Below are 17,236 nucleotides of genomic sequence, written 5' to 3' on the forward strand. Positions count from 1 at the left end.
GCCCTCAATTGACGGCCGTCATGTTGACGGTGGGGTTGGTGCTCTGGAGGATTCATGAAAATACAAGTCGTTACTGGTAGCTTGGCATTCGCCCTGACACTGGGCTGTGGACCGGCGCAGAGCCAGTCCGCGCCCATCAAGATCGGCGAGATCAACAGCTACTCCAGCATTCCGCAGTTCACCGGGCCCTATCGACAGGGCTGGCAGCTGGCGGTGGAAGAAGTCAATGCCGCAGGCGGGCTGCTGGGTCGCAAGGTCGAAGTGGTATCGCGCGACGATGGTGGCAAACCCGAAGAGGCCATTCGCCACGCCATCGAGCTCACCAGTAGTGAAAAAGTGGATGTGCTGGCAGGTGGTTACCTCTCCAACGTGGGACTGGCTCTTGCCGACCACGCGCTGCGCAACAAGCGCCTGTACGTGGGCAGTGAACCCCTGACCGACGCCATGGTCTGGGACAAGGGCAATCGCTACACCTTCCGTCTGCGCCCCAGCACCTATATGCAGGCCGCCATGCTGGTGGAGGAGGCCGCCAAGATGCCCGCCAAGCGCTGGGCCACCATTGCGCCTAATTACGAATACGGCCAAAGCGCAGTGGCCACGTTCCGTGAACAGCTCAAGGCCAAGCGTCCCGACGTGGAGTTTGTAGCCGAGCAGTGGCCGGTATTGGGCAAGCTGGATGCCGGCAGCACGCTGCAGGCCATTGCCCAAGCCAAGCCCGATGCCATCTTCAACGTGACCTTTGGGGCCGATCTGGCCAAACTGGTACGCGAGGGCAATCAGCGCAATGTGTTCCCCAAGACGCCAGTCGTGTCTTTGCTCTCGGGCGAGCCGGAATACCTGGACGTGCTCAAGGACGAGACACCCAAGGGCTGGATCGTCACTGGCTACCCATGGGACCAGATCGACACCCGCGACCACGCATCCTTCGCATCCAACTATTACAAGAAGTACAACGAAAACCCCAAGATGGGTTCGGTCGTGGGCTATTCCACCATGCAAGCCATCTTTGCAGCCATACGCAAGGCCAAGAGTGTGGACAACGAAAAGCTGGTCGCCGCCATGCGGGGCCTGAAATTCACCACGCCCTTTGGTCCGGTGGAATTCCGCGCCATCGACCAGCAATCCACTATGGGCGCCTATGTGGGCAAGCTGGATCTGCGTGGCGGCAAGGGCACTATGGCGCAGTGGCGCTATGCCGATGGGAAGGACTATCAACCCACTGATGCGTATGTGAAGGCGCACAGACCGGCGGCTGCGATGCAGTAGCCCATTAGAGAAAAGGGCCGCCCAGGACTGCCAACTGGTGGGGCGCAACAGGGGGAAGTGGGTTACATGGGATTCGGTTCATGATCAATAAATTTTCGCTTTGGCTCGGTCGACTCAGTGTGGGCCGCAAGCTCACGCTTATCTACCTGCTGGACTTGACGGCGGTCATCTACGTCTCCAGCATCCTGATCCAGGAAAAGTACCTTGCCATCGACTTTGCCCGCAAGGAAGTGGTCGGCGCCAACTACACCGACGCCGTGCGCACCAATCTGCTCGGTGTGTTTCTCGACCCCAGTTATGCCGGCCGCCCGACGGACCCGCTGGCCGAGTTGAAAACTGCGCGGGACCAGAACGATGCAGCCTTCAATACCACCGACATGGCGGGCCGCTTTGTCAGCGCGTTGGGAACCGTCAAGAAGGATTCGGAGATTGAGAAGGCCAAGGTGATTTCCCTGGGCCGCGACCTGCTCACCACCGTGGGCAACCAGTCCAACCTGATCCTGGACCCGGATCTGGACAGCTACTACGTGATGTCCCTGTCCGTATTGCGCTTTCCCGAGCTGTTGCAACTGCTGCACGAAACCAAGCAGTTCATGCAGAACCGTGGTTCCGCACCGCCCAACCAGGCGCAGGCGGCGCAACTGCTGACACTGGTGGGGCGGCTGGATGCAGTGCTGCAGGGCATGGAGTCCGACTATGAACAAGTATGGCTGGCGGGTTCCCCGCAGCTGCGCGCCGCTTTGCAGAACAGCCGCCAGACCTTACTGGAGCAAGGCCGGCACTTCCAGGAAACGGTCAAGGATGCGGCCGAAACCAAACTGACCAAGGAGCAGATGGCGCAGTTGGAGGGGGCCTACCAAGGCGCCATCCAGGCCCTGGACGGCACCTGGCGCGAATGCATTGTCCAGCTCAAGGTCCTGCTGCAACTGCGTGTGGACGGGCTGTTCACCCGGATGTGGATCCACCTGGGGACTGCACTGGTCCTGCTGTGCAGCATTCTGAGTCTGGTCTATTTGGTGGCCAGCCAGATCGCCAGGCCGTTGCAGCGGCTGGCCAAGGTTGCCGATCTGGTGCGGCGCTCCAACGATTACACCCACCGCGCCAGCTGGCATAGCCGCGATGAAATTGGGCAGCTCTTCAATGCGTTCAACGAGATGCTGGCCCAGCTCGACCACGATCGGTTGCGTCAACAGGAGCTCATTGCCAACGCCCGTGCGGCTGAAGCGCAGATCGAGCTGGTGGAGGCACTGCCCATCCCGATCCTGGTGACATCGATTCCGGATCACGACGTGCTGCACGCCAACAATCCGGCCTTGCCCTGGCTCAACGGCGGCACCAAAGATCCCTGGCGAACCGGACTGGACTCTTCCATGCGCGGGCGCTTCTTCCAGCGGCTGGCAGACTTTGGCACTGTGGACGAATTCGAAGTGCGCTGGATGGGAACTTCCACGCCCTCATGGGCCGTGTTGTCGGCTCGACGGCTCAAGTTCCAGGGCCACGACGCGGTGCTCACCGCCTTCACTCCAATTAATAAGCTCAAGGTCATGGAGCAACGCCTGGAGCTGTGGGCCAAGGTGTTCGAAGCGTCCAGCGAAAGCATCATCATCATGGATGAGGAGCGCCGCATCATCAGCGTGAACCGCGCCTTCTGCCGTTCCACCGCCTATGACTTCCATGAAGTGCTGGGCGAGAACGTGTCTGTGCTGATGGGCGACGACGTGGCCAATGTCTGGAGTGAACTCAAGGACAAGGAGTCCTGGCAGGGCGAGGTGCGCATGCGCCGGCGCAATGGCAGCCTGTACCCGGCTTGGCTGATGATCTCCGCGGTCCACAAGAACGCCACCGTCGGCGAGGTGGTCAACTACATCGGTATTTCCATCGACATCACCGACCGCAAGGCCAAGGAAGAGCGTATCCGCTTCCTGGCCCAGCACGACGTGCTCACCGAATTGCCCAACCGCGCCCTGTGCCAGCAGCGACTCACCGAGGCGATCGCCGAGGCGCAGGGTTCCGGTGAAAAGCTGGCCGTGCTCTTCATTGATCTGGATCGGTTCAAGCTGATCAACGACACCTTGGGTCACCACATCGGTGACGGGCTGCTGCGTACGGTGTCACGCCGCCTGACGCAGGCGGTGCGTGCTGACGACACGGTGTGCCGTCTGGGTGGTGACGAGTTCGTCATCATCATGCGGCACGTGGCTGGACGCGATGAGTTGAACGACACGGTGACCGGCAGGCTGATTCCCTCCCTGCGGCAGACGGCCGTGGTCGAGGGCAACACACTCAACGTGTCCTGCAGCGTGGGCGTGGCCATGTACCCGGATGACGCTACCGACCAGAGCGAACTCATGCGTCTGGCCGATGCGGCCATGTACGAGGCCAAGGCCGCGGGCCGCGACACCTCGCGCTTCTTCTCGCTGGAAACCAACAACCGCGTCATGGCCCGCCAAGTCATGGAGGCGCAGCTGCGTCTGGCACTCGAGAAGCAGGAGTTCCAGTTGCACTACCAAGCGCGTATCAATGCCAAGACACGGGAAGTGCAGGGCGCCGAAGCCTTGTTGCGCTGGAACAATCCGGTGCTGGGCCAGGTTCCACCCGGCGAATTCATCCAACTGGCCGAAGAAACCGGTCTGATCAAGGCCATAGGACTGTGGGTTCTGCGCGAGGCCTGCCGCCAGTGGATGGAGTTCCAGCAGTCCGGCCTGTTCATAGGTTTGGGGCTCTCGGTCAACATCTCTGCCGCGCAATTGGCGGATGTGGACTTCGTCAACCAGATTCGCGACGTACTGGCGGAGACCGGCATGCCGCCTTCCGGCCTGGAGCTGGAGCTGACCGAGTCGCAATTGATGGACAACCCCACGTCGGCGCAAGACAAGCTCAAGGCCCTGAAACAGCTGGGCGTCAACATTGCCATCGACGACTTCGGCACCGGCTATTCCAGTCTGGCCTACCTCAAGCGCTTTGATATCGACAAGCTCAAGATCGATCAGTCCTTTGTGATGGCCATGCTGGACGACAGTGCCGATGCCGCCATCGTGCACGCGGTGATCGCTCTGGGCCACACCCTGGGATTGACCGTGGTGGCCGAAGGTGTGGAGAGCTGGCCCATGGCGCAATCGCTGATTGCCCTGGGCTGCGATGAATTGCAGGGCTTCTGGTTCAGCAAGCCGCTGTCGGTGGAGGATTTTGTGCGCTACATCAAGGGCAATCCGGTCACCAAGGACAGGCGCAAGGCCCGTTGAATCCGCCACCATCCGGCGCTCAGGGGGACCGTGTGGGGGAATCTGATATCGCCCAATTGACCGGATACACTTTGCGGCCAGGGTGGCTGCATTACTTTGAAATGCTCGTAGCCAATGAATCTTCATTGACGGATTTCAACTACAAGAAAACGGCATTACTCCTTCAAAAAATCACACTATTAGAAATGAAAGGTCTAAGTATGCGGATCAAGGGGCTCTTTGTCTTATTGGCCATGTCTTTGTCTGCCTGTGGTGGCGGAGGTGGCGGAGGTGGCGGAGGTTCACCTTCCACCGGTGGCACGCAATACGGGTTCATCGTGAATGTCTCCGGGTTGCCCGTAAACGAATCCATTGTCGTTACGGATTCATACCCGCAGAACGGAAGCGTGGCTTCAACAAAATTAACTTCCAGCACATTGGGTACCCAGAGCTTCTCTCTGCTGACTACCCATTCCCCAGGGGCAAGTTACAACTTTTTGGTTACGCCTCAATCGACCAATGTCTCCTGTGATATCACCGGCGGTAGCGGGGTAATGCCGTCAGCAAATGTAAATAATGTCTTGATCAACTGTGCACAGGTATCTCAGGGAAAGTTTGCCTACGTTGCAAACTTTGGGGGCAACTCCATATCGGTCTATTCGGTAAATCCCAATACTGGAACGCTCGTGTCGGTGGCTGGAAGCCCCTATGTTGTTGGCAATCATCCAAGCGCTATCGCCGTAGATCGTTTGAACAAATTTGTTTACGTCGTAAACAGTGACAGCCAAACCATATCGGCATTCAGTGTCAATGGAGGCACGGGTGTTCTGACACCGCTTCCGAGTAGTCCTTATGCGACAGGGATACGGCCCATGTCGATTGCAATAGACCCTACCAGCCGGTTTGTCTATGTCGCAAATACTGGCACTGTCGGCAGTACCAGTGGAAGTATTTCGGCATATTCCATTGATGCTTCTAACGGCGCTTTGACGCCTATTCCGGGCAGCCCCTATAACGCCCCAACTTTCCCGGAAGAACTGGCTATGGATCCTGCCGGGAATTATCTGTTCACGGCCAACGGCCTGGGTTCGATTTCGACCTATCTGATCAACAGCGGCAATGGTGCCCTGACTGAAATTTCGGGAAGTCCGGTGGCTGCACCAAGCCAATTGGACCATATGGCAATAAGTCCAAATGGGGCCTTCCTATACGCAGGAAATACCAGCAATGCCGCCGATAACATATATGCCTACTCCATCAACGGAGTGACAGGAAGGGTGACGCCCATTTCCGGAGGGAACTACCTGGCGGGAATCTGGACGCGGGGCTTTTCGGTTGATCCGAGTAGCAGTTTTTTTTATGCTGCAAATTTTAGTAGCAATGATATTTCCGCCTATACCATTGACGGTGCTACTGGCGGTTTGACCCCCGTCCCGGGCAGCCCGTTTCTGACTGTGGGAAGTGGCCCGCAATCCATTGCATTCAGTTCGTCCGGCAATTTCCTGTACGTAACCGACATCATGGGAGGTCTTGTTCTGTACTCCTACGATTCCATAACTGGGGCGCTGCATTCAATTGCCAGATACGTGACGGGAAACAGTCCCTCCTACGTGGTTCTCTCGAAGTAGGTCATTCAACCCTTTCCAGGCTGAACGGTTGGCTCAGCACGCTCACCAATGGCCTGGCGCGTGATGGCTGCCTGTGCCAGCAGCCAGTTGCAAAAGGCCTGGATTTCGGGCCGCACCTTGCTGCGCGGGTTGATGATCAAAAAGTAGGCCAGTGGTGTGTCCATGCGCTGCCCGGGCAGTACCTCCAGCAGATCGCCACTGGCCAGACTGTCTGCCACCAGCGGCATTCTGGCCAGCGCTACGCCTTGCCCGGTGAGCGCAGCCTGCAGGATCTGGTGTGCATAGTTGAAATGCAGCCAGCGCTTGGGCTCCAGTCGCTTGAGTCCCTGTGAATCCAGCCATCGCCGCCAGCTCAGCCATTCCAGGTTATGCGTGCGATGGGTGTCGCTGGCCTCCAGCAGCGCATGGTGGATCAAGTCCTCGCCACGCAACAATGGCTTGCCTCCCTTGAGCAACCAGGGGCTGGCCACCGGCGTGAGCTGTTCGCCAAAGAGACGTATGGCGTCTTCCCCGGCGCCCTCGGGGCGCGTGTAACGCAGCGCCAGGTCCACATCGCTGGTGCCCAGGTCGACCGCGTTGTCACTGGCGTCGATGCGGATGTCTATGTCCGGATATTCGCTCTGAAAAGCCTCCAGGCGAGGGATCAGCCACATGGACGCAAAAGAGGCCCAGGTGGTAATGGCCACGCTCTTGCGTCCAGCGCTCTGGCGGATTTGTCGCACCGCGCTGTCTACGCGCTCCAGTGAGGGAATGGCGGCACGCAGCAACTGGGCACCGGCGCTGGTGAGTTCCACCGAACGCGTGTGGCGCAGGAACAGGGGCACGCCCACTTCCTCTTCCAGCGACTGGATCTGGCGGGAAATGGCACTCTGGGTCAGCGACAGGTCATCGGCAGCGGCACGAAAGTTCAGATGGCGGGCAACCGCTTCCAGCGCACGCAGATAGCCCATCCCAATGGGTCGGCTGCGCATGGGGATGCCGGATGGTTGCGGGGATGGATCGGGCATGGTCTATCCATTAATGCGTAAACGGAATGAATAGCATATCCCGATTTCATTGGACGGTGCTGCCGCTGTGGGCGATTATTCATTGCCGAAACAGAAAGGACTCCACCATGCAAACCGATCGCATTTCCGCATCCACTCCTACCGCCTGGACACTGGCCCGGGGCCAGGCGCAGACCTTCCGTCCGCAAACCGCTGGCCTGCTGCGCACGACCAGTGGACGGGTGTGGGCCACGTTGAGCACGTCGTCCTATCAGCCCCAACCGCGCTGGTGCCCTGAGATCGAGCCGGGCGATATCTTCCTGGGAAGCGGCGCGGCATTGCACCTGGCCGCCGGCCAGACGGTGGTGATCGAGTCCTGGCCTTCCGACCATGACGCTGTCGTTCAGCTGGAATGGGCACCGGATGCCGTCAGCGCAAGCGCCGTGCGCTGGCAACAGACCGTTGGACAGCCAGCAAGGGAACTGGCAACGGGTCTGGTGCTGGTAGCACGCTCATTGGTGCGGCTGTTGCGGGGACTGGCCGGCTACTCGGATTACCTGGTGGCAGGACGCGGCAAGGTTCAGACTTGCCTGGAGTCCAACGCACCCTGAGTCGGGCTACCTTGGGCGGCGCGCTGGCGGCGTGGGCGCAGGGTGCTCAGGCTTTTGGCGAGCTGGTTTTCGACGGGTAGCGGCTCGCCACCCATCCAGGCTGCGATCAGTTCCGCGCATAGTGCCGAAAAGCTCAGGCCCCGTGCCCCCATACCGGCGGACAGCCACAGTGTGGGGGCCGCACCTTCTTCCAATGGCCCCACCAGTGGCAACCGGTCGTGCGTGACGCAGCGTCGGCCTTGCCAAGTCTGCGTCTGCCGGCTCTCGAATTGGGGGGCGAGTGTGCTTGCCACCTGCGGCAGCAACACCTGCAGCTTGGCCAGATTGGTCGCCTGCTCCTGTGCCAAATCGGCCAGCGCCTTTGCATCGGCGCGGAAAGTGGATCCGGCAAACCAGCGCAGGCCCTGTTCGCCGGGAACGCCCGAAACAAAGCTGCCGTGGCCGTTCACCGGAAACGCAGGCCAGTCGACCGGGATTGCCGATGGGCACAGTCCCAGGCTCAGCGTGCCGTGCAGGACCTGCAGCGCCTCTATCTTGTTCCATAAGTCCGGCACCCAGGAGATTGCGCCTGCCTGTTCCGCATTCAAGCGTTGCAACAGGCTCTGGCAGGCAAAGGCATTGGCAAACACCACGGTGTCTGCCCGACCGGCCGGCCGGCCTTGTGCATCGCGAAGCAACCAGTTGCCGCCACTGCGCTCCAGAGTGGCGATGCGGGAATTGCCATGGAATTGAATGCCCGGGTGGCCAAGCCATTGGGTGACCAGCTGCCCGGGCTTGATCCAGGCGGCATAGGGATGCCACAAACCGCTAAGTTCGCCACTGGTCATTGCGCGCGCCCAAGCCTGTGCGGGCCCTGGACTGGAGGACGGGGACCGCACCTCGGCTTCCACCTCGTCCAGACCAATCGCTTCGGGGTGAAGCTCCAGCACGCCGCTGGGGTTCCAGTCCGTTCCTTTGTGCAAACGGGCGGCGTGCTGCAGCATCAGCCGCGTGCCGACACGCGACATGCGCGAGCGTGGGCTGTCATCGGACGAATGGTGGGGCACCACCAATCCCACCGGCAGGCCGGAAGCGCCTCCCGCGGGATGCGGATGCGCGTCATGAACCGCTACAGTCCAACCCCGCACCGCCAGTGCATGCGCCACACTGGCGCCCGCAATGCCCGCACCAATCACGGCACAAGTTCCGGGTGTGTACCTGGCGGTTGCCTGGGGGCGTCGGCTGTTGCGCAAAGTCCAGCGCGGGTTGAACACGGCGTAGGCGGCCCGTCCCACACCAGTCGGTTGCAGTACAAAGCCAGCGGCTTCCAGCTGCGCAGCCTGCACCGGCGATGCGGCGTCAAAGTGAAGCGAAGTGCCCCGCTTGCAGTGGCGGGCCAGGGCTTTGATCAGCCACTTGTCCCATAGGGCGGCCGAGGCATCCGCGACGATGGTGTCGGCCTGCATCTCCTGCTGTGCCAGCATGGCAGGCAGCTCACCCACGCACAGCGTAAGCGACAGCGCGCCGTCATCCAGCAGGAAGCGGTGAAAGCCTTCACCCAGTCCGAAGCACAGGTCCGCTAGGTCGGCCTGTCGTGGGAATTCATCGTTGCTGGGATTCTGATGCGCGGCCTGCAATGCCAACGCCTGCTCCAAAGACAGCACTCCCACGTAATGCAGCATGGGCGGGCGAGGGAACTGGCTGCGCCAGCATTGCCGCACTTCGGCAAAGGTCCGGCCTTGACCAAAGCCGGTATCCAATGCGGTCCAACTGGCCTGTGCGGCGCAATAGGTATGAAGATGGATGGCCGCCGGATGCAACGAGGGTGCTCCGGCGTCTTCGGTCACGCGACTCAGGCCGAGGGCGGCACGTAGCCTTGTGCGGCGTCTGCGCCTTCACCGAAGAAGTGGTTTTCCATCTGGCGGGCCAGGTACTGGCGCGCACGTGCATCGGCCAGATTCAGGCGGTTTTCATTCACCAGCATGGTTTGGTGCTTGAGCCAGGCCGCCCAGGCTTCCTTGCTCACGTTTTCCCAGATGCGCTTGCCCAGCTCGCCGGGATAGGGGGCAAAGTCCAGGCCTTCAGCCTCTTTACCCAACTTGATGCATTGAACCGTACGTGCCATGGAATACCTCTGTAAGGAGCGCAGCGCGCTGCGCAAAAATGTCGAATGGTTGATCTTATTCGGTTTGACAAGCACCCAGCCAGCGCAGGCACTCTGGTTACCTGATCACGCGGTGCAACATGGTGCGGTACAGTTGCCCGGACATGCCCGTACCCTTTTTTCGCTTCTACGTTTTTGCAGCGGGTCTGGCGCTTTGCCTGCCCGCGCTGGCGCAGTCGCCCGCTGCGGTGGAGCTGCAAGCCGCCAAAGCAGCCTCTCCGATTGCCTTTGATATCCACATCGAAGCGCCCGAAGATATCCGCCTGATGTTGGAGCGCAACATGGATCTGCAGCGCTACCGTTTGCTGGAAGACCTGAGCGACTCAGAAATACAGACCCTGTTGCTCACCGCGCCGCAGGACATTGGCGATCTGGTGGCGACTCTGGGCTATTTTTCTCCCCAGATCCAGGTGCAGCTACAAGCCGCCAAGCCGCCGTTGCCGCGGATCGTGAAGATTGCAGTGGAACCCGGTGCGCGCACCACCGTGCGTGCCGTCCATCTGGAATTGCAGGGGCCGATTGCGCAGGATCCCAAAGCCGGTGCCCAGCGCAATGCCGTGCAGGACGGTTGGACGTTGCCCGAGAGCGAATATTTCTCGCAAGAACGCTGGGACGATGCCAAGCAGCACGCGCTCAAACAACTGGTGTCCGAGCGCTATGCGGCGGCGCGCCTGCTGAGCTCGCAGGCTGACGTTGATGCCGATGCCGCGTATGCTGACCTGTCGGTGACGTTGGACTCCGGGCCAGCCTACCGTATCGGCAGTTTGGAAGTAGAAGGGGTAGAGCGCTACGGCGACTTGCTGGTGCGGCGATTGGCGCGGTTGCCTGCAGGCAAGGATTACACGGCCAGCGCGCTGGTGGATGCACAGAAGCGGCTGACGGACAGCGGCTACTACGATTCGGCCTATTTCAGCCTGGACCAGAGCGGCGATCCGGATTACGCCACGGTACGCGCCCAGGTAAAGGAAGCGGCCATGCAAAAACTGGTGCTGGGCATTGGTGCCAGCACCGATTCGGGCGCACGATGGAGCGCCGAGCACACCCACAACCTGGTACCCGGCATTGGCTGGCGCACCGTCAACAAAATCGCCGCCGACCGCGATACCCAGACCTTTACCAGCGACTGGACGTCGCAACCGGGTGACAACCAATGGCGCTGGGCCGCATCGGCGCTGGTCCAGCAGCAGCATATTGCCGAGATCGACGTCAACACCCGGCGCTACCGTGCTGGTCGCTTCACCACGCAGGCCGATCTGGACCAGAGCTACTACCTGCAGTTTGAACGCACACAGGCCGTGTACCGCGAGATCGACCAGAGCAATGCCAACGAGGCGCTGACCGTCAACTACGCCTTTGCTCTGCGGCACTTTGACAGCATTCCTTTCCCCGAGCGCGGCTGGGGCATTGGCGGTGAACTGGGCGTGGGCTCGGTGCTGGGCGCGGATCAAGAACCGTATTCGCGCTTTCTGCTGAACGGGCGCTTCTATCAGCCGCTGGAGCGCCCAGGTGACAGTCTTTTCAACCGCCAGCGTGCCGGGCGCATGGTGTACCGCGCACAGGTGGGGGCGGTGATTGTGGACAACGCCAACAATGTGCCCTTCAACCAGCTTTTTCTGACCGGCGGCGACACCACGGTACGGGGCTACAAGCGCGATGAAATCGGGGTGACGCACGACGGCGTGCTCAGCGCCGAGAGCGGGCGCTACATGGTCAATGCCAGCATCGAGTGGCAGCGCCCCATCGTGCGGGCCGGCATCCTGACCGATTGGGAAAGCGCCGTGTTTGTGGACACCGGCGCGGTGGCGAACCGGACCGAGGAATTCAGCTTCAAGGTGGGTGTGGGCGTGGGTGCACGCTGGAAGAGCCCGATCGGCCCGCTGCAGATGGACCTGGCCTACGGTGTGGCAACGCAAGCATTTCGCCTGCACTTGAACGTGGGCTTCGTGTTTTGATGCGCTGGCTGCGGCTCACCTTCCATGCACTGGGCGCTTCGTTCAGTTTGGTCTTGTCGTTGGTCACTGGGCTTGTGTTGACTGCCCTGACCGGCATATTGGTCTGGTGCAGCTCTGAGGGCTCACTGGCGCAGGCACTGTGGTTGCTGGGGCCCCTGTTGCCCGCCGGCCAGACCTTGCAGGTCAAGGACACGCAAGGTTCCGTCGCCCGAGGCGGCCATATAGGACACGTGCTGTGGAAAAAAGGGCCGCTGTCGGTTGAAGTGCAGGACCTGCAGATGGCCTGGGAATGGCAAGCCCTTTTGCAGGGCGAACTGCGTTTGACTGGTCTGCAAGCCGCTGCGCTGAGCGTGGAAGACCACAGCCCGTCAAGCAACAGCCCGTTTTCAGAAATGCGCCTGCCGTTTCGGGTGGATGCGCCGTTTCGGGTGGAAAGAGTGGAATGGGCCGGACCACCGGCATGGACGGTGCAGAAGCTGCAAGGCCGCTATCGCTTTGACGGTAGCCAGCACCGGCTGGAAGATGTCCGCTTCAAAATGGCCGCAGGCTCCTACCAGGTGGATGCCAGCCTGCAGGCGGCGCTGCCGGGTGCGCTGAAGGTGCGGGCCAGCGGACAGGTTGCCACCACGGTGCAGCAGCGCAGTGTGATATTGCTGGCTGGCGCAGAAGTGGCCGGCACGCTCTATGGCAAGGATGCGTCGCTGCAACTGACACTGGACCTGCAGCCGGATCCGGCGCAACGCCTGTTGCATGGGGCGCAGGCCCATCTGCAGGCGCAACTGCAGCCCGCGCAGCCACAACCCTTGCAAAGTGCCAACGGTCAATGGAGTGCGTTGGACCTCTCGGGTCTGTGGCCGCAGGCGCCGCAAACCAGCCTGTCCGGTCAGGTGCAGGTTGTGCCGCAGGGCGCCGGCTGGACTGCTTCTCTGCAATTGCAAAACGGCCTCGAAGGCCCCTGGAGCCAGAACCGGCTGCCGTTGCAAAATGCCCGCGCCAGCTTGCAATACCGCGATGGCCAGTGGCTGGTGTCCGACCTGCAGGCAGCCCTGGCGGGCGGCACCTTGCATGCGCAAGGAAGCTACTCGGGCAGTCCCGCGCTCTGGACTGCCAAAGGCACGGTGCTGGGACTGGATTGGATGCGGGTGGATCCGCGCTGGAATGTGGGTGCTGTGGATGGAGAGTTCTCAGTACGGCAAACGCCGTCGGGCACGGCTTTCGAGGTGCAAGCCAATTCCATGCCTAAGGGTGCTGCCGGCCGCATGCAGGCACTGGCCAAAGGCCTTTGGAAGTCGCCCGCGCTGGTGGTGGATACCTTGTCCCTGCAATCCGCGCAAGCCCAGGTGAATGGTCAGCTGCAGTGGAATACCCGGAGCGACGCGGCGCAGCTGCAATTGCAGACCAGCTTCCCGGGCGGCCAGGGCAGCATCAACGGCCAGATCAGCGCCAGTGCGGGGCAGGGCAGTTCGCAGTGGCAGATCAAGGATGCTGGCGCCTTTTTGCCATGGATGCAAACGCTCCCGGGGTTCGGTAGCCAGCTACAGGGTCTGGTCGTGCAGGGTGCGGCGGAGATCAGTGCGCGATGGGAAGGCGGTTGGCAAAACCGGGGCAGTGGTCTGAAGTTGAACGCGTCTCTGAGCAGCAAGCGCCTGGACATGCAGGACCGCTATCACTTCAGCGATCTGCAACTGGACGTGTCCGGTACGCTGGCGGCGCTGGACGTGGCGCTGCGCAGCGATGTGCAATGGGGTACTTCTCGATTGGCGCTGCAGTCGAAAGCCCAGTTGGCTCAACAGGATAGCGGTGACCTGCGCGTGCGGATGACCCAGCTCAAAGCCAGTCTGCAGGACGGTTTGCAGTCGGTGCCCTGGAGTCTGCAGTTGCAGCAACCCTTGACGCTGGATTGGCAGCACAGTGCGCTGGCCCAGTCCGTATCGGTGAGCGCAGGCACCCTGCGCATGAGTGGACCAGCGCCGGGTGTGGCCCAGTTGCAGTGGGAGCCGATTGTGTGGTCGCAGCGGGGAAGTGCGGCCAGTCCTGGCGTTGCGCGCTGGTCCAGCCGCGGAAGTCTGCAGGGTGTCCCTCTGGCGTGGCTGGAGGCCCTGGGTCAGACCCGGCTGGCCAATCTGGGGCTGCGCGGTGATGTGGTGCTGGGCGGACAGTGGGATGCCAGCAACAGTGGCAATGGCCTCCAACTGCGCGCACGCTTGCTGCGCAGCAGCGGCGATCTGCAATTGCTGGGCAGTGACAGCACGGGCGGCTCCTTGCCTGCCGGTTTGCGTGATGCCCACGTGGAAGTGGAGATTGCCGGTGAAGCGGTGCACGCCAATCTAGTTTGGGCCAGCGATGCTGGAGGCAATGCACAGGTCGACTTCTCCACACGCATATTCAGCGGCGAGAGCGGCACCACCTGGCCCGCAGACGCGCCGCTACAGGGCAGCGTGCAGGCAAATCTGCCTCGGGTGGGCGCCTGGTCCCTGTTTGCGCCCGTGGGCTGGCGCATCAACGGCACGCTGGAGGCCAACGCCACCCTGTCTGGCACTCGCAGCAAGCCATCGTGGAAAGGCAGCCTTCAAGCACGTGACATGTCCATCCGTTCGGTGGTGGATGGCATCGACCTGAGTGCAGGCTCCATGCATCTGTTGATCGATGGACAGCACATGGACATCGCGGAATTCAGGCTGTCGGGCGCCGGAGGCGCGAGCGGAGGTCAGTTGGTGGTTGGCGGCACGCTGGACTGGCTGCCTGCCAGTGCCGGTAGTCCGCTGATGGATCATGTGCGCATGGCGTTGGTGGCTAATGCGCGGGCGTTCAGGGTCACGGCCAAGCCGAACCAGCGGTTGGTGGTGTCGGGCAACTTGAGTGCCAATCTGCTAGACGCCAGTCTGCAGATACGCGGCGCCCTGGAGGCGGATCAGGCCATGATTGTGTTGCCGGAGGACACGGCACCCCGGCTGGGTTCGGACGTGGTGGTCAAGCGCAGCCGGGCAGTTTCCAAGCCCGCTGCGTCCACATCCGCCGACCCGGCCAGCAAGGTGGCGCGCACCGTGGTGCCGGACATTGTGGTGACGCTGGACCCGGGCAGTAACTTCCAGATCCAAGGCCGGGGCCTGAGCACGCGGCTTGCTGGCATTCTGGTGCTCAAGGCCCAGGGGCGTGACGCACCGCCGCGCCTCACGGGCGAACTGCGCACGGTCAATGGAACCTACCGCGCCTACGGGCAGCGCCTCACCATCGAAGAAGGCACGCTGCGCTTTACCGGTGCCTATGACAACCCGGCCTTGGACATCCGGGCCATCCGTCCGAATTTGACGCAGGTGGTGGGCGTGCACGTCAGCGGCACGGCGCAGTTGCCGGTGGTGCGGCTGTATTCCGACCCAGAACTCTCGGACATCGAAAAACTCTCCTGGCTGGTGCTGGGACGCTCCAGCGCCAATGGCGGTGCGGAAACCGTCATCCTGCAACAGGCAGCCCTGGCGCTGTTTGCCGGGTCCGGCAGTTCTCAGCGTGAAAATCTGGTGAGCGCCCTGGGGCTGGACGAAGTGTCCCTGGGGCAGACCGCAGTGACCAATCTGGATGGCACGGCGGGAACGGAAACCACGGTGAAGGTTGGCAAGCGCCTGTCGCGCGACTTCTACGTGGTCTATGAGCGTAGCCTGGCGGGCACGCTGGGTACGCTCTACGTCTTTTATGACCTGTCCAGGCGCTTTACCTTGCGTGGCGAGTCTGGCATCACAACAGGTGTGGACCTGATCTTTACCACACGTTACGACTGAGTGCGGGGCGAGGCCGGTAATGGTGCCCCGGGGCTTAAGAGCCAGCATCACGAATGGTTAACACAGTTGGGGGAGAATGCCAGCTTGTCTTTGTCCAACCTCGTTGAGTCCGCATGTTCACTTTTGTCCTGGAAAATTTTGACTACGCCCCGCGTCGGGTGATGGCCGCCATCGCATTCATCTGCGTCTGCATGTTGACCTTTGGCATGTATCTGCAGCATGTGGTGGGCCTGGAGCCGTGCCCCATGTGCATCGTGCAGCGCTACTGCGATTTCCTGGTGGTGTTTTTTGCGGTGCTGGGTGCAGCCACGGCGAAGCGTTTCCTGCTGATTGCTTCCACGGTGGCGTTGCTGGTGTCGAGTCTGGCCGGCGCCTTTGTGGCCGCGCGCCAGAGCTGGCTGCAGTGGTATCCACCCGAGGTGGTTTCCTGCGGCCGTGACCTCTACGGAATGATCGAGAACTTCCCGCTCAAGCGCGCCTTGCCCATGATTTTCAAGGGCAGCGGCGATTGCTCCAAGGTGGACTGGACCTTTCTGGGCGGCTCCATTGCCAACTGGTCGTTCGTCTGGTTCTGCTTTGCCGCCCTGGTCGCCCTGACCTTGCTGGTACGCCAAGCCAAGCGTTAAGGCGGTGAGGCCTGCGCCGCAAGGCTAGGGCGCATCCATCACCAGCCGGATTCCGACCAGCGTGTAGCGCGTTTGCGGCGAGTTCCAGTTGCGGTAGCTGGAGCGCGCATACAGCGCCCAGGTGTGCCAGGAGCCGCCACGGCGCACATACACATTGCCTTGTTCCGGGCCCTTGGGGTCGTCCACGGGAGAGTGCGCGTAATAGTCTTCGGCATACAGGTCCTGTGTCCACTCCCAGGCATTGCCATGCATGTCGTACAGGCCAAAGGCATTGGGCGCAAAGCTGGCCACTGGTGCGGTGAAAGCAAAGCCGTCGTTGCCGTTCAGCGCATTGGCGGCAAACTGCGGCCAGTAGGGTTTGGCGGCCTCGTCAAAGGTGTTGGCCACCGTCAGCAGGCAGGTCGGCTCGTCGCCACAGTGATAGCGTGTGCGGGTACCGGCGCGTGCGGCATATTCCCACTCGGCCTCGGTGGGCAGCCGGTAGGTGCGGCCCTCCTGCTTGCTCAGCCATCGGGCCAGGGCCCGTGCATCGTTCCAGGTGACGTTCACCACGGGGTGCTGGTCGGTCTGGACAAAGCCGGGGTTCTGCCAGCTGTAGCGGGTATCGCGCCCCTCAAAGGCATCTCCCCGTTGGGTCTTGCTGGCGTCGTATTGCGGGTTGTAGCCATAGCCGCCAGTGCCGTCGGCAATGCTTTCCGGCACATAGCCGGACTGCTCCACGAACTGGCGGAATTGCCCCACGGTGACTTCGGTGGCCCCCATGTAGAAGGCCTTGGTGATGCGCACCCGGTGCACCGGCGCTTCGTCAAACAAGTCGTCCAGGCGCCGTTGTTCGGCCAGCGGGTAGCTTTTGTGCAGGGTCTCTGAAGGCTCGTCGCTGCCCATCAGGAACTCCCCGGCGGGAATGCGCACCATGCGTAAGCCCACGGAGTTGGTGAACGCTGTATGTGCCGCATCCGGCCCACCCCGCGTGGCACAGGCGCTCAGAACCAATATCAGGAGCAGCGCGGGCCAGGTGGTGGGACGCATG

At 61.7% G+C, this 17,236-nt stretch carries 11 protein-coding genes; 7 read left to right on the top strand and 4 right to left on the bottom strand.

Features of this window, described 5'->3' with window-relative positions; genetic code table 11:
• Positions 1–54: 54 nt before the first annotated feature.
• The 3 genes from AC1RMF_RS07320 (at position 55) to AC1RMF_RS07330 (ending at position 6,115) form a co-directional block, all read left to right on the top strand.
• Positions 55–1,266, top strand: coding sequence for an ABC transporter substrate-binding protein (locus AC1RMF_RS07320; protein ID WP_493140838.1), 1,212 nt, complete (start codon positions 55–57; stop codon positions 1,264–1,266).
• Between the two features lie 80 nt (positions 1,267–1,346).
• Entirely contained in the window at positions 1,347–4,508 is a 3,162-nt protein-coding gene (locus AC1RMF_RS07325) for an EAL domain-containing protein (RefSeq protein ID WP_493140840.1), read from the top strand.
• A 32-nt stretch (positions 4,509–4,540) separates the two neighbouring features.
• The gene (locus tag AC1RMF_RS07330) at positions 4,541–6,115 is read left to right on the top strand and encodes a lactonase family protein (protein ID WP_493140842.1); all 1,575 of its coding nucleotides are present in this window, start codon (positions 4,541–4,543) and stop codon (positions 6,113–6,115) included.
• Positions 6,116–6,120: 5 nt separating this feature from the next.
• Here the strand turns inward: AC1RMF_RS07330 and AC1RMF_RS07335 are convergent, their stop codons facing one another.
• Complete coding sequence (locus tag AC1RMF_RS07335) at positions 6,121–7,122, bottom strand: LysR substrate-binding domain-containing protein (RefSeq protein WP_493140844.1); 1,002 nt, start codon at positions 7,120–7,122, stop codon at positions 6,121–6,123.
• 107 nt (positions 7,123–7,229) lie between these two features.
• Here AC1RMF_RS07335 and AC1RMF_RS07340 point away from each other — a divergent pair, with 107 nt between their 5' ends.
• Positions 7,230–7,712, top strand: coding sequence for a DUF2917 domain-containing protein (locus AC1RMF_RS07340; RefSeq protein ID WP_342617595.1), 483 nt, complete (start codon positions 7,230–7,232; stop codon positions 7,710–7,712).
• Here AC1RMF_RS07340 and AC1RMF_RS07345 read toward each other — a convergent pair.
• Together AC1RMF_RS07345 and AC1RMF_RS07350 are read right to left on the bottom strand one after the other, a co-directional pair.
• Positions 7,682–9,538, bottom strand: coding sequence for an FAD-dependent oxidoreductase (locus AC1RMF_RS07345; protein ID WP_493140847.1), 1,857 nt, complete (start codon positions 9,536–9,538; stop codon positions 7,682–7,684). The two genes, AC1RMF_RS07340 and AC1RMF_RS07345, sit on opposite strands and share 31 nt — an antisense overlap.
• A gap of 5 nt (positions 9,539–9,543) precedes the next feature.
• A complete protein-coding gene (locus tag AC1RMF_RS07350) occupies positions 9,544–9,816 on the bottom strand; it encodes an oxidative damage protection protein (RefSeq protein WP_342617598.1) in 273 nt (90 codons plus the stop codon).
• 143 nt (positions 9,817–9,959) lie between these two features.
• On the opposite strand from AC1RMF_RS07350, the gene AC1RMF_RS07355 reads away from it, so the two are divergent.
• The 3 genes from AC1RMF_RS07355 to AC1RMF_RS07365 all read left to right on the top strand — a co-directional run bounded on the left by AC1RMF_RS07355 (position 9,960) and on the right by AC1RMF_RS07365 (position 16,206).
• Positions 9,960–11,807, top strand: a complete 1,848-nt coding sequence (locus AC1RMF_RS07355) for an autotransporter assembly complex protein TamA (RefSeq protein ID WP_493140849.1) — start codon at positions 9,960–9,962, stop codon at positions 11,805–11,807.
• On the top strand, positions 11,807–15,580 hold the full coding sequence (locus AC1RMF_RS07360) for a translocation/assembly module TamB domain-containing protein (RefSeq protein WP_493140851.1): 3,774 nt from the start codon (positions 11,807–11,809) through the stop codon (positions 15,578–15,580). The genes AC1RMF_RS07355 and AC1RMF_RS07360 overlap by 1 nt, the downstream gene beginning before the upstream one ends.
• Before the next feature lie 113 nt (positions 15,581–15,693).
• Positions 15,694–16,206: a disulfide bond formation protein B gene (locus tag AC1RMF_RS07365; protein WP_493140853.1), complete on the top strand. Its 513-nt coding sequence runs from the start codon at positions 15,694–15,696 to the stop codon at positions 16,204–16,206.
• A 24-nt stretch (positions 16,207–16,230) separates the two neighbouring features.
• Here the strand turns inward: AC1RMF_RS07365 and AC1RMF_RS07370 are convergent, their stop codons facing one another.
• Positions 16,231–17,235 carry a formylglycine-generating enzyme family protein gene (locus AC1RMF_RS07370; protein WP_493140855.1) on the bottom strand — a complete coding sequence of 335 codons (1,005 nt, stop codon included), beginning with the start codon at positions 17,233–17,235 and terminating at the stop codon, positions 16,231–16,233.
• Position 17,236: the final 1 nt, after the last annotated feature.

The organism is Rhodoferax sp. GW822-FHT04A08 (assembly GCF_058801025.1).